Source organism: Psychromonas sp. KJ10-10 (assembly GCF_047323245.1).
GTDB lineage: Bacteria > Pseudomonadota > Gammaproteobacteria > Enterobacterales > Psychromonadaceae > Psychromonas.
Genome location: NZ_CP178826.1, coordinates 1,717,907 through 1,738,000 on the forward strand (window position 1 = coordinate 1,717,907; position 20,094 = coordinate 1,738,000).

A 20,094-nucleotide genomic window follows, 5' to 3' on the forward strand; every position below is an offset into this window, starting at 1 on the left:
ACAACAACACCCTCAAATAGTTGATAAGCTTGTGTGTTATCAAGTGTGTTTATTTTTTCTAAGCTCATCATATTTCCTTGTCTTGATTCTTTTTTGTTACTGTAAATTGTTGCGCTTGCATAACCGCATTTAATACTCTTTCCGGCGTTGCGGGTGTATTGAGTTGAGGAGAGAATTGATAATCAGTGATACTGGCAATTGCATCGCGTATCGCACTCCAAACACTAAAACAAAGCATAAAGGGAGGTTCACCAACCGCTTTTGAGCGGAATACGGTCGCTTCTGGGTTTTCAGAATCATATAAATTGACATTGAATTCTTCAGGCGTATCACCAATGGCGGGTATCTTATAGGTAGCAGGGGCAAAGCTTGCTAATCGTCCACTGTTATCCCATTTTAATTCCTCTGTAGTTAACCAACCCATACCCTGAATAAAGGCACCTTCTATCTGACCGATATCGATAGCGGGATTGAGAGAGTTACCCACATCTTGCAAGATATCGACACGTGTTACTGTGTTTTCGCCGGTTAAGGTATCTATTTCAACTTCACTCACAGACACACCGTGTGAGAAATAAAAGAAAGGTTTACCTTCCGCTTTGTTACGATCATAGTGAATTTTAGGTGTTGCGTAATAACCCGTTGAAGATAATGAAATGCGATTGATATAAGCAAGCTCAATTAAATCAATAAAGCTAATTTTCTCCTGCGCATATTGGATATGATTATTGCTAAATTTTATGTGCTCAATACTCACGTCAAAGTGATGGCTGATGAAATTGATAAGTCGTGTTTTAATAGTGTTAGTCGCGTTTAATGTCTGCCATACCATTTAAATCGGTACCACTTGAGGTCGCTGTCGGTGAGGTATTAGGCACTTTATCGGTATTAGTTGCAGTAATAGCAATGGTATTGAGATCAACACTAAAAGCATGGGCGACAATCTGCGCTATTTTAGTATTTAAACCTTGTCCCATTTCTGTACCACCGTGGTTTATTTGAATCGAACCATCGGCGTAAATATTTAATAAGGCACCTGCCTGATTAAGGTGTTGTACAGTAAATGAAATACCAAATTTAACGGGTGTTATCGCCAGACCTTTTTTAATAAAAGGGGATTGCTGATTAAAGCTTTTATACTTTCACGGCGTTGCCAATATTGGCTATCGATTGCTATTTTATCGAGCATATCAGCAATAATATGTTGCTCGACGGTTTGTTTGTAAGGGGTTGTATCTCTACCTGGACGATACAAATTTGCTTGACGAATAGTAAGGGGGTCTTTACCCAGATAACGGGCGATATCATCCATTATCAGTTCAGCTGTTATCATACCTTGAGGACCACCAAAACCACGAAAGGCAGTATGGCTGACGGTATTAGTTTTACAGCGATTACCCACAATTGTAGCATTCGGATAATAATAAGCGTTATCGGCATGGAACATAGCGCGATCAACAATCGCATCGGATAGATCCGGTGAATAACCACAATCGCCATTAACCTCTATGTCAACACCCTCGATAACACCTTGTTCATCAAAGCCAACTTGATATTTGTTATAAAAAGGGTGGCGTTTACCGGTTATGCGAAAGTCATCACTACGAGATAAACGAATTTTTACTGGGGAAGCTGTGTGGTAAGCCGCTAAAGTCGCTAAACATGCCCAAGGAGTCGCTTGGGTTTCTTTGCCACCAAAAGCGCCACCCATTCTGCGCATTTCAACGGTGACAATATTAAAGGGGCAATTTAATACTTTTGCGACCAGATCGTCGCACTTCACTTGGATGTTGAGTTGAACATTGTACAAACATGCCCCCATCTTCATTTGGCTGAACGCTGGCAACTTGCCCTTCTAAATAAAAATGCTCTTGCCCACCGATAGCTATATCACCAGACAGTGTATGTTGCGCTTGTTGAATCGCTTGCTGTGCATCGCCTTTTATCATTTGATGAGGCGGACGTACCCAGTGTTGTTGTTTTATTGCATCTTTAATATCCAGCATCGCAGGGCTTTCTTGGTATTCTACTTTAACCAGTCTAGCGACTTTACGAGCCAATTGATAAGAGTCTGCAACCACTAATAATATCGGCTGATTGTGGTATTCAATATTTTCTTCAGTTAGTAAAATATCACCAGGAAATACTGGGCCAATGTCTTTTTTACCTGGAATATCATGGTAACCGAGTATTGTCTCAACCCCTTCAAGAGAGAGTGCTTCAGACATATCGATTGAAAGTATTTTTCCGCAGGTAATGCGAGATAAAACTGGGTAGGCGTATAAACAATTACTGAGTTCAAGGCGATCATCGACATAATCCGCTTTACCACAGATCTGTTTAATGGCGCTGTCATGAAAGGCTGATTTTCCGATGTTATTGTTGTTTTTATCTTTATCGGTGGAGGTTTTAAAGTGCCGCATGATTAATCCTCATCGCTATATTCTTTTGTGCATGTTGATGGGCTGTGTCACCAACTTGCTTAATATTGATCGGCTGACAGAATTCATAACCGACACGTTGTAAAAGGTTCTGCGCAACTGTAATGCGATAATATGCGCTGGCACGAACATCACTCATCGGGCTGAAATCCTTTTCGATGAATTCGCTTGCCGCAATAAAAGTACTTACTGTAAATTCATTGTCTTTAAGAAAGTTTTCTATATGTTTAGCACGAGCGGGGGTTGCACTCATTCCTCCCATTGCACAACGAACAGAGGAAATATTTGAGTTATCGGTTTCAAGTGCAATGATTAAACTAACAGTAGAAATATCATCTTCAAAACGTTTGGAAACTTTATGGCAAGCAAGCTTACTGCTGGTTTTAGGTTTAGGAATTATAATAGTAGCGATCACTTCATCTTCTTTGAGACTGGTTTGTCGGTAACCAACAAATAAATCTTCAACGGCGATGGTGCGAGTACTGTTGAGGCTTTGTAAAACAAGTTGCGCATTTAAAGCGATTAATAGAGGAGCGGGATCACCAATAGGAGAGGCATTAGCAAGGCTACCGCCAAGTGTGCCACTATTGCGTATTTGTGTTGAACCGAGTCTCTCAAATAACTCTTTCGCTTCGGGATAATGTTTTGTAAAGGGACCGGTAAATTCGCTATAGGGTAAAGTCGCACCGATTGAAAATGAATCCTGCGTTTCTTCAAATTCACATAACTCTTTTACTTGAGCGACAGAAATAAAAGTGTTTATTTCTAATAAATCTTGGCTTAATTCAATGGATAAATCAGTCGCACCAGCAACAAGTTTACCACTCGGATAACGCTGTTTAAGGGTTAATAAATCTGATAAGTTTTGTGGTACATAAAACACCGCATTATGTTGGGTTAAACTGGGAACATTGATAGCAACATCGCTATCTAACTCATTGAGTTGTTTTTTAAATTCTATTGCCCTAGCTGACCATAGCTCTTGCTGACGTGGGTATTGATAGCTCTTTTCTACCGCTTTTAATATTGGGCTGTAACCTGTACAACGACATAAATTTCCACCTAAGGCATGGATCACCGCTTTTTTACCCGGGTATTCAGTATTATTAATATAAAGCGCTAACATGCTCATAATAAAACCTGGGGTGCAAAAACCACATTGTGACCCATGACATTCCACCATAGCGCGGCGCACGGGGTGTAAGTCTTGTAAAACTGGATTTGCTTGTATGGTTAATGCGTCAGGGGTAATAATATGTTTACCATGAAGATTACCTAATAACATTAAGCAACCATTGACTGTTTGGTAATGCCAGTGGCTATTATTATTTTTATCAGTGATTTCACTACCCACTAATACTGTGCAGGCACCACAATCACCGGTTCCACATCCTTCTTTACTACTTGTATTCCCTATTTTGGTGCGAAGCCAATTCAAAATGTTTATATCTGGTGCTTGTTGATCGATTTGCACTGGTCGATCATTTAATAAAAAATGAATCACATGCTTCCCCTTCATTATTTTTTCTTTAATAACAGTGTTTTAGGAAATTTTAAAAACAGTATTATTTAAATAAGTAGTTATCATTACCAGATGACATTGCAACCTTTATACCAAACTTGACCAACTAGTCATATAATTTCATTCAGGTACAAAAACGCAGGATTTTTTGGATATTTGAATCTTTGGGATATAGTTTGGTAAAGGCTGAAAGGCTGAAAGGCTGAAAGGCTGAAAGGCTGAAAGGCTGAAAGGCTGAAAGGTTAAAGATGAAGAAAGGTTTATTGATTAAAGAGGCAGTTATTGCGCTGAATAGTCTGTGTTAAAGCTTACAGCGCAGGAATGTGATGGTTTATTATGTAAGGGGATTATTGGACAAGCATCTTTGCTTGCCTGTTGGTGGCGAGCTTGAATCTCTGTTAAGTGGTTATCTACTAATATGCCTTTTTCTACCTTCCATTGACCTGCAACCATCACGAAATCAGCACTATGCGCACCACATAAAATTAATGCGACGAAGAGGATCATGAGCACCCGAAAAACGTGCTTCATCGAGGTTGAAGAGTGCAATATCAGCTTGTTTACCAATCGCTAATTCACCGATATCATCACGACCTAGCACTTGAGCTGAGCCTTTAGTTGCCCAGTAAAGTGCATCTTGATGAGTCACTTCATCTGCTTGGTAGCGTAATCTATTAATGAGTAAGGCTTGGCGAAACCTCTTGGATCATATTTGAACCATCATTCGATGCAGAGCCATCTACACCTAACCCCACGAAAGCACCTCCTGCTTGAAGCTCTTTAGTGCGACAAATGCCAGAGGCTAACACCATGTTGGAGGAGGGGCAGTGTGCAATACCCACTTTTGCTTGGCCCAAACGTTTTATTTCATCATCGTTAAAATGAATACCATGAGCAAGCCATACATCTGATGCTAACCATTCAACAGACTCTAGATAATCTACAGGACGTAAGCCAAAGGTTTTTAAGCAAAAACTATTTTCATCTTCTGTTTCTGCTAAATGAGTATGCAAACGAACATTATTGTCTCGAGCAAGCTTAGCCGTCTCTTTCATCAATTCTGTAGTAACTGAAAAAGGCGAGCAGGGGCAAGTGCAATTTGTACCATAGCGCCTACTTCATTTTGATGAAATTGGTTAATAACGCGTTGGCAATCATCAATAATAGCTGTGTCTGTTTGCACCGTTGATTGTGGTGGTAAACCGCCATCCTCTTCACCAAGACTCATTGAACCGCGTGTTAACATCACGCGGTTACCGATTTTTTGAGCCGCTGATACTTGAATATCAATCGCTTCAGTTAATGCTTGGGGAAAAGGTAATGATGGTCTGCGACCGTTGTGCAACCCGATAACAATAATTCAGCTAAACCAAGCTCCGTTGCTCGCATGCAACATGTCGAGTCGCAATTTCGCCCAAACTGGGTATAGGGTTTGTAACCAAGGAAATAAACGTTTATTTAATGCTGGTGGAAATGCACGAGTCAGGGTTTGATAGAGATGATGATGTGTATTAACCAAGCCGGGAATTAAAACATGTTGGCGAGCATCAAAGATACGATCTATAGGTTGTTTAGGTTCAGCATTACTGGCAACAAGCTCTACAATAACACCGTTTTTGATGACAATCCCGTTACCGGCATCTTGATTGTTTGCAGTAAAGACAGAAAGTGGTTTTTTGATCCATAGCGTTTTAGACATAGTCACACCTTTTATAAAAAAAGAAGAGTAAGTTATAAGCCTTATTGAGCGTAATTTTTGAATACTCAATAAGTTTATATCTAGCAGTGACTTGCGTGTTAATCTGCTAATTAGCTTTGTATGTTACATGAATGTGAATAGTTTTCTAGATTATTTTTATGCACTTTAATTAGATTTAAAGTTGGTAGGTTGGTTTTAAACCACAACCTGACAAAATCATGTGACACAGGAAACGGCTAATTCGTTCGATATCTTCTGTATGATAGCTTTGTTTATCGGTGATTAATAAAACCTGTGTTTCATAGTCTGCATAATACTGAGTGCTTGACCAGATTAGGAAAAATAAATGATGTGGATCTACCTTGTTCATTTTTCCCTGTGCAATCCAGCTTTCAATCACTTTACATTTATTTGTTAAATTATCATGTACATATTGACGTAATTTGTCATTCATATTTGGCGCACCTTGAATAATCTCAGTGGCAAATATTTTTGATGCATTTGGGTAATTTAAAGCATGCTCAACCTTAATACGGATATATGATTCTAAACTTTCGGCAGGATCATCATCTTCAGTAATATCAGTAAAGAACCTATCCCATTGATGAACTATGCCCTCTAATACCGTGTTATAAAGATTTGCTTTATTACTAAAGTAATACAGCAAATTGGCTTTAGGTAGTCCTCGTTGCATCAGCAATTAACTGAATACTTGTCCCTTTATATCCATGTTTAACAAACTCTAATTCGGTCGCCAGAAGAATTTTTTCATTATTTTTAGCACGGATTTTACTCTGCTTATTGCTCTTCTTTATGTCCACCTAAGGCCTCATTCTCTTATTATGCATTTCAAATTATATTGTAGCAGGATCTTGTGTTTAACGAAAAGCAACTGTTAAGCAGGTGGCTCTTATTAATTTAGCTTATTTAACTCTAGTTGGTATTTTATTATCAAATTAAATTTAAGTGATAATAAAATACCAAAAAATCATTGTGTTTTTGAAATTTAAATTTTAGAATCTATTTTGTTGGTATTTTGGTTTCACTTTGTTTTACAGTGAAAATACATAGGTTGTTATTTTTAGATGGAGTTAATTATGAAAGTAGTATTTAAATGTGCGTTATTGGCTGGTTTGTTCTCAAGCTCGCTCGCTTTAGCGACGGATAAGGTGACTTATCAATTAGATTGGTTACCTGGAGGCGATTTTGCACCAGTGTATGTTGGTATTCAGGAAGGATTTTTTGCAGAAGCAGATCTTGATGTTTCTATTGCCAGTGGACGAGGTTCAACGGATACATTAACAAAAATGTCAACGGGCCAATCTGATATAGGTACCTCTGATATCGGTGGATTGATGGTCGCTAAAGTGCGAGGTAATGCACCTGTTGTCGCTGTTTTGCCTTATTTTACTCAGGCTCCTCATGCTTTTTTTGCTTTGAAAAGCTCTGGCATTTCCTCTATTAAAGATTTGAAAGGCAAAAAAGTAACAACTTCACCTTTTACCTCTTCAAATGCGTTTTTACCCTTAGTACTTAAAAAGAATGGTTTATCGGAATCGGATATTCAATTAGTAAAAGCCGATGCTGGCGCCTTAAGTCCAATGATGATCATGGGTAATACAGATGCCATTATTGCATGGGTCACTAATACGCCATTATTCCAAAAGCAAGCTAAAGAAGCGGGAAAAAATTTGGTTGAGATCCCTTGGTCGAGTGCTGGTTTATCCCTTTACAGTTCTTCATTATTAGCCTCGGAAGCCTTTTTAAATGAACGTCCCGATGTCGCTAAGCGCTTTATTAAAGCATTTGCTAAAGCAATTGAGTTTACTTATGCACATCCTGATAAAGCGGGGCAAGCGATACATGCGATTGTGCCTGAAGTAGATGCAAAGATTGCGGCGGATCAAATCAGAGGTATCACTAGCTTGGTTTATAACGATGTAACTAAGGCAGATGGTGTTGGTACATTTACAGCTGAACGTATTCAACACACTTGGGAATATGTTGCTACCGCTAATGGCTTAGAAGAAGATGCACTTGACCCACAAACCGTTGTGAAATTTGATTACCTGCAGGAATAATCGATGAAAAATAAAACTGCGAATTCTTATGTGAGCATGAAAGGAGTTGGTCATCGATATGATCCCAACCCCGATGCTCCCATGGCCATTGAAGATATAGATTTAGATATCCACCGCCATGAATTTGTGGCTGTGGTTGGCCCCTCTGGCTGTGGTAAATCTACCTTATTACGTTTGGTATCTGGTTTATTAATTCCTTCTGCGGGTGAGGTGAGTGTTTTTAATCGGTCCGTAACCGAGCCTCGTGATGATGTTGGTATTGTGTTTCAGACTGCTAATCTATTGCCTTGGTTGACGGTGCGTAAAAATGTGTTATTTCCGCTAAAGCATAAATATGGGTTTTATAGCCCTCAGGATGAAAAATATGCTGATGAACTACTTGAAATGTCTGGGCTTAGTCAATTTGCTGAGAAAATGCCAGGAGAACTTTCTGGTGGTATGCAACAAAGAGTGGGCATCGTTCGTGCGTTATTACTTAATCCAGATATTTTATTAATGGATGAGCCTTTTTCTGCTTTAGATGCATTGACCCGTGAACAAATGGGGTTTGATTTACTTAAAATTTGGGAAAAGAACCCTAAGACTGTTCTTTTCATAACCCATTCAATTAGCGAAGCGGTTTTACTGTCCGATCGTATTTTAGTGATGAGTAAGCGACCGGGTACTGTTTTAGATTTGATCGATGTAAATTTACCTCGTCCAAGAACAGCTGAAACCATTAATGAAGCTTACTTTGCCGAACTAACAAATAAAATTCGAGGGTATATTTATGAGCCAAACGTATTCGTTTAAACATTGGATTGGAAGGCAGAGTGATCGCTTTGCTCCCATTGTTTTTTTTGTTGGCCTAATCGTGTTGTGGGAGCTTGTTTGCCAGTTAGGAGATGTGCCAAGTTATGTTTTACCATCACCCTCTGACATAGTAACAGCTTTCTTTGGAGTCGATATGGCCCGTTGGACAGTTCATCTATGGGCTACCCTGCGTGTTGCTTTAATGGGCTTTGGTTTATCTATTTTGATTGCCATACCACTCGCCATTGCAATGGTGCGCTCGGAATTATTAACCCGTACTATTTACCCTGCATTGATTGTTATCCAGTCTACGCCTATTGTTGCCGTTGCACCTTTGATTATTGTGTTATTAGGAACGGATGATTCTTCACGTGTATTGATCACCTGTCTAATTTCATTTTTTCCAATTGTTGTCTCAAGTACAACTGGGATGTTGGAAACACCTCCTGAGATGATTGAATTGAGCCAATCATTACGCGCGCCACGTTATCGAGAAACTTGGCAAATTCGTATTCCCTATGCTATTCCGCATATATTTAGTGGTTTACGTATTTCTATCACGCTGTCGATTATTGGCGCTGTGGTTGCTGAGTTTGTTGCTTTGCGGAACAGGGGCTTGGATATTTTATCCAGTTTTCCACTTCATTTTTAAGATCTCACAGGCGTTCTCTGGTTTGATTTTATTATCTGCAGTGAGTTTATTATTATTTAAATCAATACAGTGGATACAAGCTTTTTACTTTCCCTGGAGTTTACCTAAGAAAAAATAATAGCAATATTACGCATTACAATTGTAGCAAGGTCAGATAATAATGGCCTTGCTACTTGTTCTTTGAAGTTAGTTATTTTCCGCTCAATTCGCCTAAATTATCATGGGTCGACTCAACCATTCTTAATCGTTCTAATGCACTGGTACTTTCTGTGCAAACAATACTGATCAGCAAGGTTAAAACACTGATAACACTACTGTAGGAATCAAAGCTAGAAGTGCCGTGTACAATGCAATTTAATTTCCACTTCGCGCGCTTTTCAAGTGTGGCGGCGGTTGGATCCGCTATCAGTGCGATAGGGGTCTTTTTCTGCTCTGCTAATTCGATCACTTTATCAAGAATGGGGGTTCTTCTGCGCATCGCAAAAACAATGAGCAAGTCATCTTCATTGATATCAAAAATTTCTTCAGCGATAGCCTGATTAGGACCTGGGTGTAAGGTGACATTGTTTCTTAGTAGTCCTAGCTGGCGATGTAAATATTCCGCCAGAAAACGATTATTTCTGTAACCAACAATCAATACTCTCTGTTTACTTATGATTGCTTTAACTAATGAACGCAAGGTTGAAATATCGATGCCTTCAAGAGTACGTTGTAAATTAGTTTGTTCGCGGTTGATATGATTTGCAATTATTTCACTATTACTGCTCTCACTTTTTGAAACCTCATCAAAGCGACTGCTTTGGTAAATAGGTGCACCCCATTTTTTGGCTTCTCTAGTCTGTCGTCTAGCATCATTAAAGTCTTTATATCCAAGGCGACTAAAAAAACGTGTTGCGATCGCTTTAGAGGTCTTTGCCTGCTTACATAGTTCTGTTGCCGAGTAGTCGGTTATGTTTCCCGGAAAAGACAGCAAAAGATCAGCCAGTGACTTTTCTGAGGGAGGCAAACTTTCATAATGTGTACGTATTCTTGCATCCAGTAAATCTTGTTCATTATTGTTATTCAATATTATCTCCTCAGAAACTGGTAATTAATTTTCATGATAATTATAACTGAAAAATAATTATCAAAAAAGAGTTGAAATAATGATATTTAAATTTTACTATTAACTTAATTGGTATTTTTGTTTCAGTTTTTGTGATTTTAAAATTTTAAGTTAAGGGCAATATATGAGTGATAAAACTTTATGTATTAACGTCGCGCGATTACAGAGTCGTTTGCAATGTTTAGGTGAAGTCGGTGCACTTGATGGCGGTGGTGTTTCACGTTTAGCCTTAACTGATGCTGATAAAAAAGGTCGCGATTTAGTGGTTAGCTGGATGCAAGATTTAGGACTTGATATCAGTATTGATGCAATTGGTAATGTTATCGCAACCCTTAAAGGGGAGCAGGAGTTACCTTGTATTATGATGGGATCACATATCGATACTGTTTCTACTGGTGGTTTATTTGATGGGAACTTAGGTGTGTTAGCTGGTCTAGAAGTGATCGAAACACTGATTGATAATAACATCACACCAACTACCCCTGTTTCTGTTGGCTTTTTTACCAATGAAGAGGGCTCTCGTTTTGCGCCCGATATGATGGGTAGCGCAGTATTGTCGCAAGTGCTTAGTTTACAAACTGCATTACAAACACAGGGCATTGACGGCGCCAAAGTGGAGGATGAATTAAAGCGTATTGGTTATAACGGAAGCGCTGAATTTACCAATATTAAACAAGATGTTGCTTGTTTTATTGAGCTTCATGTTGAGCAGGGGCCTGTGTTGGATGAGCAACAAATAGACATTGGAGTTGTTGAAGGCGTGCAAGGCATTTCATGGCAGGAATTTCATTTAACTGGCATTTCTAATCATGCTGGTACGACTCCAATGCAATATCGACAGGATGCGGGATTGGTCGCTTCCAAAGTGAGTGTGTTTGTGAATGAGCTTGCAAGTTTAATGGCACCGAATCAACTTGCGACAGTAGGTGCTTTAACACTTAAACCAAATTTAATTAATGTTATCCCAAATGAAGCATTGTTTACGGTTGATTTGAGAAATCCAAATGAATCGGAGCTACAAAAAGCAGAATTAGCTCTACAGGAGTTTATTCATGAACAAGCGAAACAACATGGTTTAAAAGTTGAGCAAAAAATTCTTGCTAGATTTCAACCAGTACATTTTAACCCTAAATTAGTTGATCGCATTGAAACATTAGCCAAGCAAAATACTTTTTCAACAAAACGACTATTTTCTGGTGCAGGGCATGATGCGCAAATGTTCGCACCACACTGCCCGACTGCAATGATATTTGTGCCTAGCTATAAAGGTATTAGCCACAATATCAATGAATATACACATCCCGATCAAGTTACTAATGGTGCAAATTTATTGCTTCAAACGGTCGTGGATTTTATCTCTTAATTATTATTTAATTTTTTACCTCTTAACTTATGGAATTTATTATATGTCTAGAATATTAACTGTTGGTGTTGCCCAATTAGGGCCTATTGCACGAAGCGAACCTAGAAGTGCTGTTGTCATTCGTTTGATTGATTTATTAACCAAAGCACATAGTAATGGTTGTAAGTTTGTGGTTTTCCCCGAGCTTGCTTTGACTACTTTTTTTCCACGTTGGTTTATTGAAGATGAACAAGAGCTGAATTATTTTTATGAAACAGAAATGCCTAATGCAGAGACTCAACCGTTATTTGATAAAGTCGCTGAGCTAGGTGTTGGTTTTTATATTGGTTATGCGGAATTAACCGAGGATGAACAGGGCATTACACATAGATACAACACTGCTATATTGGTTGATGATAAGGGTCAAATAAGCGCAAAATATCGTAAGATCCATTTACCTGGACATAGTGAACATGAAGAATGGAGGCCTTTCCAACATCTAGAGAAACGTTATTTTGAACCTGGTAATACAGGTTTTGGAAGCTGGGATTTTATGGGCGGAAAAGTGGGTATGGCATTATGTAATGATCGTCGCTGGCCTGAAACCTACCGAGTGATGGCGCTACAAGGCGCTGAGATGATTGTGTTAGGTTACAATACTCCAATGCATTATCCGCCAGTACCACAACATGACCACCTTCAGGCTTTTCATAATCATGTGGTGATGCAGGCCTCTGCTTACCAAAATGGTTGTTGGATAATTGCCTGTGCAAAAGCGGGTAATGAAGAGGGCTGTGACCTACTTGGTGAAAGTTGTATTATCGCACCAACGGGTGAAATACTCGCTATGGCAAAAACCGTTGAGGATGAACTTATTTTCGCGGATTGTGATTTTGAAATGACGCGTGAAATAAAAGAGCATATTTTCAATTTTGATCTGCACCGTAGACCAGATGAATATAAGATCATCAGTGAGAAAAAATAAATTAAAAAACGGAATCTTTTTAACTAAGATTCTTAGATAAATCATCTTACTAGCCTGCTAGTAAGATGATTTTATAAAGTTGTTTAACTGCTTAAACCATACTTCTTTATTTTTCGATATAGCGTAGCAATACCAATATCTAACTCTTCAGCCACTAATTTGCGGCTACTTAATCTCGAAATCGCATCTTCAATACGCAATTTTTCAATTTCTTCTAAGCTCATACCCGCACCTTGCTCAGTAAAATTTAACTGGCTTTTGGGTGCATCTATTTGTAGATGTGGGGCAAAAGGTCAATATCAATTTTATCGCCATCAGGCACAATATTAATAAGATATTCAATGAGATTACTTAACTCTCGCACATTTCCTGGCCAGTGATATTGGGTTAAACAGTTCAGTGCCTGCTCTGTAATACCCGGATAACTAACACCGAGTTTTCGAGTGTGAATATCGATGAAATAATTAATTAGTAATGGCACATCTCCTTCGCGTTCTTTTAGCGCAGGGAGGTGTAAAGGAATAACATTTAGTCGATAGTATAAGTCTTCTCGAAATTCATTATTGGCAATTAAATCGGTGAAATTTCGATTGGTTGCAGAAATTATGCGTATATCAACCGTAAGTGCTTTGTTAGATCCAACCGGAGTAATTTCTCGTGTTTCAAGCACTCGTAATAATTTGGCTTGAAGTTGCATTGACATATCACCAATTTCGTCAAGAAAAAGGGTGCCTTTATTTGCCGCTTGAATTAAACCTACTCTGCCGTTGCTTGATGCACCAGTAAAAGCACCTTTAACATAACCAAAAAGCTCACTCTCTAATAATTGATTAGGAATAGTCGCACAGTTTATTGCGATAAAAGGATTTTTTGCTCGTTGACTGAGCTTGTGTATCGCATTGGCAATGACTTCTTTACCCGTGCCACTTTCACCATTGATCAAGACACTTGAAGGGCTGGAAGCAATTTTGTTCATTAATGATTTTATATGCGGCATTTTTTTGCTTTCACCAATAGTGTCAACAAATACTGCATTAGATTCTGAACTCATAGGGACAACATGGGGTTGATGAAAAGACATCAGAAAAAGCTTATGGGATTGGGCATTATTAAAGCGTCCCACTAATAATTCTTCTCTTCCACCAAATGAAATGATGTCTTGCTGTTGTGACTCAGTGCTGTTTTTACAGTGAGTTAATGGTCTGATTTTAATTCTGGTTTTTTGAAAATCATTTCTACTGAGAGCCAAGCTTTTTAATGCGGGTTGGTTTGCGTATTTAACGTAGTCATTTTCATCAAGGACAAGTACCCCCTGATCCATATTATCAATAAGATTAATGAACACTTCCTGCAGACCATGAGAGGAAGTATGTTTTTCCTCAAGTTTGGCAGTCACAAGTTGTGCAATGTGTTTAATATAATCAGAAAAAATGAGCACATTTTCTTGGATGACTTGTTGTGATGCTTGGTTAAATGCAACCAAACTGATCACACCGATACAGCGATCTTCTAATAAAATCGGTACCCCTAAAAAAGCGGTTTCATCGCAACCATCACTACTTGTACAATCTTTACAGAGTGGATCTGTTTGAGATTTTATAAGCGATTTTTCTTCTTTGGTTTCAATTATGTAGCGAAATAATCGCGAGCTGGTATTAAGTTTCTTACCAAAATGCTGATTGTAAGGCCCAGTGCCCGCAATGCGTACTAAATTGGCATCGACAACTTCCGCATCAACTTTAAGCACAGCCGCTAACATTTTTGTGAAACGAATAATGGTTGGTTGGATCTCCATTAATTCAGAGCTACTTGTATTTTCTCGCATATAAATCCGTTTTACATTTAACCTTACTCTAGATGTTGTCATAAAAGTCATTGTTTTACCATTGCTTCACCTTATCTCATATCAAAATGATACTCCTTGATATCTATCACTATCATTTTTATAAATATGATAGGTACAACTATCATTCTCTAGTATCAAAGCTAAAGCCGAGCCATGAAATACAAGGCGTTATGAGATTGTTCCCTTTATTAAAACTTGGCATAAATATTGGATTGTAAGTATTAATATGTAGGTTTTTAAGTAATTTGAGCGACTCGCTTCTCAATAATAATAAGGTATAGTTTTGAAAAAATTTAATATTAAAATCGCAAAAAACATTCATTTTAATGGTCAATTATCACCATTATTCTGCGTATCTGAGGCTGAAAAAGCACAAAATTTCCATCAACGTTTGCCTAATTATAAAGCCACGCCATTACATCAATTAACCTCACTGGCTGAAAATTTCTCTTTAAAAAATATTCTGGTCAAGGATGAATCCTATCGCTTTGGTTTAAACGCATTCAAAATGTTAGGAGGTGTTTATGCCATTGCTCGCTTGTTATGTGACGAGTTTAAACTAGATATTGATAGTCTGCGACTTTGATAAACTCAACGATCATATTACTCAAAAGCTGACCTTTGCCACTGCAACAGATGGTAATCATGGTCGAGGTGTTGCTTGGGTACGCTCAACAATTAGGGCAGAATGCCGTTGTTTACATGCCTAAAGGCGCAGCGGACAGAGCGAGTTAATAATATTAAAGCATTGGGTGCAGAGTGCATTGTGACGGATCTTAATTACGATGAAACCGTGCGTCTGGTGGTAGAAACTTCTGCTAAAAATGGTTGGAAAGTGGTGCAAGATACAGCTTGGGAAGGTTATAGTGAAATTCCGACTTGGATAATGCAGGGTTATAGCACTATGGTCGCGGAGGCTGTCGAGCAAATAACGCGAGCAGAATATCGATAAACCAACACATGTTATTTTGCAAGCGGGTGTCGGTGCGATGGCTGGTGGAGTATTAGGTTTTTTAGCTGAGAAATTAGGCGCTGAGAATATAAAAACTATCATTGTCGAACCAAATCAAGCCGACTGTATTTATCGTTCTGGCTTAAATGCGCAAGGCGATATGGTTAATGTCGGTGGTGACCTTGATACCATCATGGTGGGTTTAGCTTGTGGTGAGCCGAACCCTCTAGGCTGGGAAGTGTTACGTAACTGCTCGACACATTTTGTTTCCTGTGAAGATAAATTAGGCGCATTAGGTATGAGAGTACTTGGCAATCCGATGGCTGATGATCCGCGTGTTGTTTCTGGAGAGTCTGGTGCAATTGGTGTTGGTTTGCTTGCTGGGCTTTATTATAGCGAAGATCAACAGGCCTTGATGGATAAGCTTGAACTTGATTCTGATTCTGTCGTGTTAGTGTTTAGCACTGAGGGTGATACCGACCCTTCGCATTATCGTGATGTGGTTTGGCAGGGTAAATACGCTAGTGCTTAAACAAATAGGTTAATTTATGAATGAAAAAGTAGCATTTAATAGCGATTTATTAGCAAGCTCCGCAGGTCAGGAAGGGGCAGAGCAAGCTTTGCTTATTCGCAATGGCCAGATTGCTGATCATAAAAACACTCGCCAAGCAGATATGTTAATAAAAGATGGAAAAATAGCGCAGATAGCCGCTAATATTTCCACTGAAGATATTGATTGTGTTGTTATTGATGCCACAGATAAATACGTTTTGCCCGGAGGCATCGATGTGCATACTCACTTTAATATTGATGTGGGAATAACACGAAGGCTGCGATGATTTTTATTCTGGTACTCGCTCTGCGGCTTGTGGTGGCACAACCAGTATTATTGACCACATGGGATTTGGCCCTGAAGGCTGTGATCTTTTTCATCAACTCAAGGTATATAAGGGGTATGCGCAGGATAAAGCGGTCATTGATTATAGCTTTCATGGTGTGATCCAGCATATTGATGACACCATTCTTGGGCAAATGGAAGCTATGGTGCATGAGCAGGGGATTGCCAGTTTTAAACTGTATTTAACCTATCAGCATAAATTACAAGATGGCGCCGTCTATCGTGCCCTTAGCAAGCTCAAAAAAGTAGGGGCGCTGACTGCTGTACATCCTGAAAATGATGCAACCATTGCGATTAAACGTGCTCAATTTTTAAATGAAGGCAAAACAACACCTGAGTATCATGCGCTTAGCAGACCACTAGAGTGTGAAGCTGAGGCCGTCGCTAGAATGATTAATTTAGCCAAACTTGCCGATGATGCGCCATTATATATTGTGCATTTATCAAATGGTCTAGGGTTAGATTATGCACGTATTGCACGGCAAAATAATCAGGCTGTGTGGGGAGAAACGTGTCCACAATATTTATTACTTGATGAACGCTGTTATTTACAACCAGATGGGCTGAAATATATTTTGAGCCCACCACTTCGTCCTGAAGCTGAAAAAGCAAAACTGTGGCAAGGACTGATTGATGGCAGTATCGATACGGTTGCGACGGATCATTGTGCCTTTACTTATCAGGAGCAAAAACAACTGGGTATAGATGATTTCAGTTTATGCCCAAATGGGTTGCCAGGTGTGGAAACAAGAATGCCCTTGTTATTCTCAGAGGGAGTGATGAAAAACCGTATTAGTGTGCAACGCTTTGTTTATTTGACTAGTTATAAACCAGCAAAACTGTTTGGGCTTTATCCTAAAAAGGGCTGTTTTGAAGTGGGATCAGATGCAGATTTGGTTATTTTTGATGCTAATGAAAAGCGTATTATTAATCATGATGTGTTGCACGATAATAGCGATTATACGCCCTTTGAAGGTACTGCATGTCATGGCTGGCCTATCATGACAATCAGCCGAGGTGCTATTGTTGCTCACCAAGGCACTTTCACAGGACAAGCAGGATACGGCCAATTTATGCATCGGAAGCCTTTTAAGGCTCAAAATTCATAATAGATTAGGCTTAAATAGCGACGCCCTGAGTAATTACAAAGAGAGGTGTAACATGGCTTCTAATACACCTCCGCCGATAGCTCTAGCCTTATCTGAGACAGTGGTATAATCGGCTTTAAGGCCCCTTGGGTCGATATCAGCTATTTTAAAATTCTGTTCAACTTCGAGGCCATCATTAAGTAATCCTCTGACCATACCATTTAGAGGAGCAACAACAGGTTTATCATTAACCTGCGCAATTAAATCGCCTTCTTTAACGATATCGCCGAGTTTAACAACCGATTTGAATATGCCAGTACAAGGGGAACGTACTACGCGTTGATAAGTAAAGCCTGCAATATTGCCCGGAATACCAGTATTCTCTTGGCTAGGGCCCTGGTAAATTACTCTCCCTAGGTAATGTCCTCGATTGGTTTCAATGACTGCATCACAATCAATACCTGCATTAAAACCTGGGCCAAGCGCAATAGTGATAGGGGCCATTGATTTGTGAGTGCCTAAATTACGCTTAGCCAAAATAGCATCTACTAAAAAAGGTGCTTTAAGTTGTTTAATTAAGCTTGCATCTTCATCGATTATCACCGGAATTTGTTGCTGATTGAGAATATCAAACACGGCTTGACAATCTTTCGCTTCGACAGCGGTAATACCCTCTACCTGTTGTGCTTTGCCATATAAACATTGACCAAAGGAAACACTAGATCGGATCATAGTAGGTAAAGCGATATCCGTCATTACCACTTTAAAACCACAATTGTGAAGACGCACGGCAATGCCCGTTGCGATATCACCCGCTCCACGGATCACAACTAGTTTATTACTGGCAATAAGCGGTTGCTCAATGACTAGATTGGTTGAATGAGTGTTTTTTTGTTGCATTTTATAGTCCGTGTTTTTTAGTTTTACTTGGACAGAACTTTTTTAATAGGATCTGCTTTATTAAGCTGGGTTAACCATATACAGCTTAAATTTGGCTCATCGACAATTAGTTTTTCTGCTAGGGATAATAAAGCCTGTGGTTCAGTTGCTAAATCATATTTATTAATCACCCACATTTTCATTGCCTGCTCAGGCGCATTTTTAAACATTCCCTGTGAATGATTTAATAAGCGCTTTAATACAGAATGTCCGATTTGCATTTTTTCTAAACAGCCAGTGACTTGTGAAAATTGTTGCCAGCGGTGGATAGATTGACTATTTGCTTTTGCAAAAATCGCCTCAGCACCGGTTACCCCAAAAACAATGTTTGAACATTGAGGTATGCAAGGTTCATGCCCTGCGGGTGCTTTGATGGGCAGATGATTTGCACCATCGGCTTCAACTATGATCACATCAAATAAAGATGCCTGATGTATTTTTTCTAATACTGTTAAAGGTAAACCTTTGACCTTAATGGGGTCATTTAATGTTTGATCGGTTAGTTTTTGGGTATAGAGAAACGTTGTATTGGCAATGTGCTTGTTACGCTGAATGGGTATAGTTTCAAAAGGTATAGTTTCATCCCATTGAATAATATTATCGTATTCCGTGTCATCGGGAAGGTACATTTTAGTGCTGGTCGTGACACATACATTTTTTCCCTGTTTTTTGAAAAAGTAAGTTAACCAGCGTGCAAGGTGCGTTTTTCCGCCCGCTCCGACGATTGAAATGGTGATAGGAGCTTTATGAGCCTGTAACAAGGTTTGTATTAATTGTTTATTTTCAATATTCGAATTAGTATTTATGTGCATGACTTTCGCAATTAAGGGTAGTATTAAAGGGAAAACTATTTATTAGAATATCATTTATGACTCAAAAAACATCTCTCATTGATATCGATTGTATTATGCCAGCCGCTGGGCTTTCTTCACGCATGGGCGAGTGGAAACTCATGCTACCCTATAACAATACAACAATCCTTGAAAACAGTGTAAAAAACGCTTTATCAGTTTGCTCGCGGGTTATCTTAGTGGTTGGATACAGAGCCGATGAATTAATTGAAAAAATGCGTACTTATGAAAATGTTAAAATAGTCATTAATGAAAATTACCAGCAAGGCATGTTCTCTTCGATACAGCGAGGAGTTGAACATGTTAGTGGTGAACATTTTTTTATTAGTCATGCTGATATGCCCTGTATCAATCCAGAAATTTACCATAATCTTTGGCAAGCACGCTCGCAAGGGACTGTTTTCCCAGGTGATAAAAAATACTCAGGTCACCCGGTTTTAATTCACTCAGGGTTAAGAAAGACAATTTTAAATGCCCCCTATAACGGAAAAATGAAAGCGATACTTAATGAGTTTTCAGTGTCTTATTTGCAATTAACAGACCCTAATATTTATTTTGATATCGATACTCCTGATGCCTATCAAGCGCTTTTGAAAAAGCAAAATGTTTAACTGATATATTTTTATCAATTATCGCTATGCTATCACTGGGCTATCACTATCATTGTGATAGTTGGCTATTAAACTGATAGTGATAATTCAAGCTTTGCCTGGTATTGCTCCTATAGTTTCACTTTTCTCGCTGATTTCATTTATTCAAAATCGTCACTTTTCTAGCTTAAATCCCTCACTATTTTTATTTCATTTGATTTAAATCATTTATATGTGCGCAATTATTTAAATGAGTAAAGTTCGCGAAGAATTGGCCTGCACATTGCTCTATTGGATATAAGGAAAACTGA

The 20,094-nt window shown here is 38.8% G+C and carries 18 protein-coding genes and 2 pseudogenes; 11 read left to right on the top strand and 9 right to left on the bottom strand.

Annotation, left to right across the window (positions count from 1 at the left end; translation table 11 throughout):
- Positions 1-67: 67 nt before the first annotated feature.
- The 4 genes and pseudogenes from xdhB to ACLKMH_RS09800 all read right to left on the bottom strand — a co-directional run bounded on the left by xdhB (position 68) and on the right by ACLKMH_RS09800 (position 6,356).
- Positions 68-2,423, bottom strand: a pseudogene (gene xdhB / locus ACLKMH_RS09785) (xanthine dehydrogenase molybdopterin binding subunit).
- Positions 2,410-3,945: a xanthine dehydrogenase small subunit gene (gene xdhA, locus ACLKMH_RS09790; RefSeq protein ID WP_413701795.1), complete on the bottom strand. Its 1,536-nt coding sequence runs from the start codon at positions 3,943-3,945 to the stop codon at positions 2,410-2,412. The pseudogene xdhB and the gene xdhA overlap by 14 nt, the downstream one beginning before the upstream one ends.
- 381 nt (positions 3,946-4,326) lie before the next feature.
- Positions 4,327-5,662: pseudogene (locus ACLKMH_RS09795) on the bottom strand (8-oxoguanine deaminase); the annotation flags it as partial.
- Positions 5,663-5,837: 175 nt separating this feature from the next.
- Positions 5,838-6,356 carry a TetR family transcriptional regulator C-terminal domain-containing protein gene (locus tag ACLKMH_RS09800; protein WP_413701796.1) on the bottom strand — a complete coding sequence of 173 codons (519 nt, stop codon included), beginning with the start codon at positions 6,354-6,356 and terminating at the stop codon, positions 5,838-5,840.
- A 403-nt stretch (positions 6,357-6,759) separates the two neighbouring features.
- On the opposite strand from ACLKMH_RS09800, the gene ACLKMH_RS09805 reads away from it, so the two are divergent.
- Genes ACLKMH_RS09805 through ACLKMH_RS09815 form a run of 3 tightly spaced genes read left to right on the top strand, consistent with a single transcriptional unit; the run spans position 6,760 to position 9,187 of the window.
- Complete coding sequence (locus ACLKMH_RS09805) at positions 6,760-7,743, top strand: ABC transporter substrate-binding protein (protein WP_413701797.1); 984 nt, start codon at positions 6,760-6,762, stop codon at positions 7,741-7,743.
- Between the two features lie 3 nt (positions 7,744-7,746).
- A complete protein-coding gene (locus ACLKMH_RS09810) occupies positions 7,747-8,535 on the top strand; it encodes an ABC transporter ATP-binding protein (protein WP_413701798.1) in 789 nt (262 codons plus the stop codon).
- A complete protein-coding gene (locus tag ACLKMH_RS09815; RefSeq protein ID WP_413701799.1) occupies positions 8,513-9,187 on the top strand; it encodes an ABC transporter permease in 675 nt (224 codons plus the stop codon). Before ACLKMH_RS09810 ends, ACLKMH_RS09815 begins: the two co-directional genes overlap by 23 nt.
- A 190-nt stretch (positions 9,188-9,377) precedes the next feature.
- Here ACLKMH_RS09815 and ACLKMH_RS09820 read toward each other — a convergent pair whose 3' ends face one another.
- Entirely contained in the window at positions 9,378-10,253 is an 876-nt protein-coding gene (locus ACLKMH_RS09820; protein WP_413701800.1) for a MurR/RpiR family transcriptional regulator, read from the bottom strand.
- A 163-nt stretch (positions 10,254-10,416) separates the two neighbouring features.
- Between ACLKMH_RS09820 and ACLKMH_RS09825 the strand changes: the two genes are divergently transcribed.
- Positions 10,417-11,655 (top strand): M20 family metallo-hydrolase, encoded by a 1,239-nt coding sequence (locus tag ACLKMH_RS09825; RefSeq protein WP_413701801.1) that lies wholly within the window; start codon positions 10,417-10,419, stop codon positions 11,653-11,655.
- 43 nt (positions 11,656-11,698) lie between these two features.
- Entirely contained in the window at positions 11,699-12,619 is a 921-nt protein-coding gene (locus ACLKMH_RS09830) for an N-carbamoyl-D-amino-acid hydrolase (protein WP_413701802.1), read from the top strand.
- Positions 12,620-12,702: 83 nt separating this feature from the next.
- On the opposite strand, the gene ACLKMH_RS09835 is transcribed toward ACLKMH_RS09830, so the two are convergent.
- Together ACLKMH_RS09835 and ACLKMH_RS09840 are read right to left on the bottom strand one after the other, a co-directional pair.
- Complete coding sequence (locus ACLKMH_RS09835) at positions 12,703-12,843, bottom strand: helix-turn-helix domain-containing protein (protein ID WP_413701803.1); 141 nt, start codon at positions 12,841-12,843, stop codon at positions 12,703-12,705.
- 44 nt (positions 12,844-12,887) lie between these two features.
- Positions 12,888-14,444 (bottom strand): sigma 54-interacting transcriptional regulator, encoded by a 1,557-nt coding sequence (locus ACLKMH_RS09840; protein WP_413701804.1) that lies wholly within the window; start codon positions 14,442-14,444, stop codon positions 12,888-12,890.
- Between the two features lie 304 nt (positions 14,445-14,748).
- Here ACLKMH_RS09840 and ACLKMH_RS09845 point away from each other — a divergent pair, with 304 nt between their 5' ends.
- The 5 genes from ACLKMH_RS09845 to hydA all read left to right on the top strand — a co-directional run bounded on the left by ACLKMH_RS09845 (position 14,749) and on the right by hydA (position 17,424).
- Positions 14,749-15,051, top strand: coding sequence for a hypothetical protein (locus tag ACLKMH_RS09845; protein ID WP_413701805.1), 303 nt, complete (start codon positions 14,749-14,751; stop codon positions 15,049-15,051).
- Between the two features lie 180 nt (positions 15,052-15,231).
- Positions 15,232-15,417 (top strand): hypothetical protein, encoded by a 186-nt coding sequence (locus ACLKMH_RS09850; protein WP_413701806.1) that lies wholly within the window; start codon positions 15,232-15,234, stop codon positions 15,415-15,417.
- Between the two features lie 16 nt (positions 15,418-15,433).
- Positions 15,434-15,949: a pyridoxal-phosphate dependent enzyme gene (locus ACLKMH_RS09855; RefSeq protein ID WP_413701807.1), complete on the top strand. Its 516-nt coding sequence runs from the start codon at positions 15,434-15,436 to the stop codon at positions 15,947-15,949.
- A gap of 16 nt (positions 15,950-15,965) precedes the next feature.
- Positions 15,966-16,256, top strand: coding sequence for a hypothetical protein (locus ACLKMH_RS09860; protein WP_413701808.1), 291 nt, complete (start codon positions 15,966-15,968; stop codon positions 16,254-16,256).
- A 49-nt stretch (positions 16,257-16,305) separates the two neighbouring features.
- Entirely contained in the window at positions 16,306-17,424 is a 1,119-nt protein-coding gene (gene hydA, locus ACLKMH_RS09865) for a dihydropyrimidinase (protein ID WP_413702305.1), read from the top strand.
- 33 nt (positions 17,425-17,457) lie between these two features.
- On the opposite strand, the gene yqeB is transcribed toward hydA, so the two are convergent.
- Positions 17,458-18,303: a selenium-dependent molybdenum cofactor biosynthesis protein YqeB gene (gene yqeB / locus ACLKMH_RS09870; RefSeq protein WP_413701809.1), complete on the bottom strand. Its 846-nt coding sequence runs from the start codon at positions 18,301-18,303 to the stop codon at positions 17,458-17,460.
- Positions 18,304-18,326: 23 nt separating this feature from the next.
- Positions 18,327-19,154, bottom strand: coding sequence for a selenium cofactor biosynthesis protein YqeC (gene yqeC, locus ACLKMH_RS09875; RefSeq protein WP_413701810.1), 828 nt, complete (start codon positions 19,152-19,154; stop codon positions 18,327-18,329).
- A 56-nt stretch (positions 19,155-19,210) separates the two neighbouring features.
- Between yqeC and mocA the strand changes: the two genes are divergently transcribed.
- On the top strand, positions 19,211-19,804 hold the full coding sequence (mocA, locus tag ACLKMH_RS09880; protein ID WP_413701811.1) for a molybdenum cofactor cytidylyltransferase: 594 nt from the start codon (positions 19,211-19,213) through the stop codon (positions 19,802-19,804).
- Positions 19,805-20,094 lie beyond the last annotated feature (290 nt).

Excerpts from the sequence above, each read along its gene's own strand:
- ACLKMH_RS09800 (WP_413701796.1), bottom strand. The coding sequence starts at position 6,356 with ATGCAACGAGGACTACCTAAAGCCAATTTGCTGTATTACTTTAGTAAT.
- ACLKMH_RS09805 (WP_413701797.1), top strand. The coding sequence starts at position 6,760 with ATGAAAGTAGTATTTAAATGTGCGTTATTGGCTGGTTTGTTCTCAAGC.
- ACLKMH_RS09810 (WP_413701798.1), top strand. The coding sequence starts at position 7,747 with ATGAAAAATAAAACTGCGAATTCTTATGTGAGCATGAAAGGAGTTGGT.
- ACLKMH_RS09815 (WP_413701799.1), top strand. The coding sequence starts at position 8,513 with ATGAGCCAAACGTATTCGTTTAAACATTGGATTGGAAGGCAGAGTGAT.
- ACLKMH_RS09825 (WP_413701801.1), top strand. The coding sequence starts at position 10,417 with ATGAGTGATAAAACTTTATGTATTAACGTCGCGCGATTACAGAGTCGT.
- ACLKMH_RS09830 (WP_413701802.1), top strand. The coding sequence starts at position 11,699 with ATGTCTAGAATATTAACTGTTGGTGTTGCCCAATTAGGGCCTATTGCA.
- ACLKMH_RS09835 (WP_413701803.1), bottom strand. The coding sequence starts at position 12,843 with ATGAGCTTAGAAGAAATTGAAAAATTGCGTATTGAAGATGCGATTTCG.
- ACLKMH_RS09840 (WP_413701804.1), bottom strand. The coding sequence starts at position 14,444 with ATGCGAGAAAATACAAGTAGCTCTGAATTAATGGAGATCCAACCAACC.
- ACLKMH_RS09860 (WP_413701808.1), top strand. The coding sequence starts at position 15,966 with ATGAATGAAAAAGTAGCATTTAATAGCGATTTATTAGCAAGCTCCGCA.
- yqeB (WP_413701809.1), bottom strand. The coding sequence starts at position 18,303 with ATGCAACAAAAAAACACTCATTCAACCAATCTAGTCATTGAGCAACCG.
- yqeC (WP_413701810.1), bottom strand. The coding sequence starts at position 19,154 with ATGCACATAAATACTAATTCGAATATTGAAAATAAACAATTAATACAA.
- mocA (WP_413701811.1), top strand. The coding sequence starts at position 19,211 with ATGACTCAAAAAACATCTCTCATTGATATCGATTGTATTATGCCAGCC.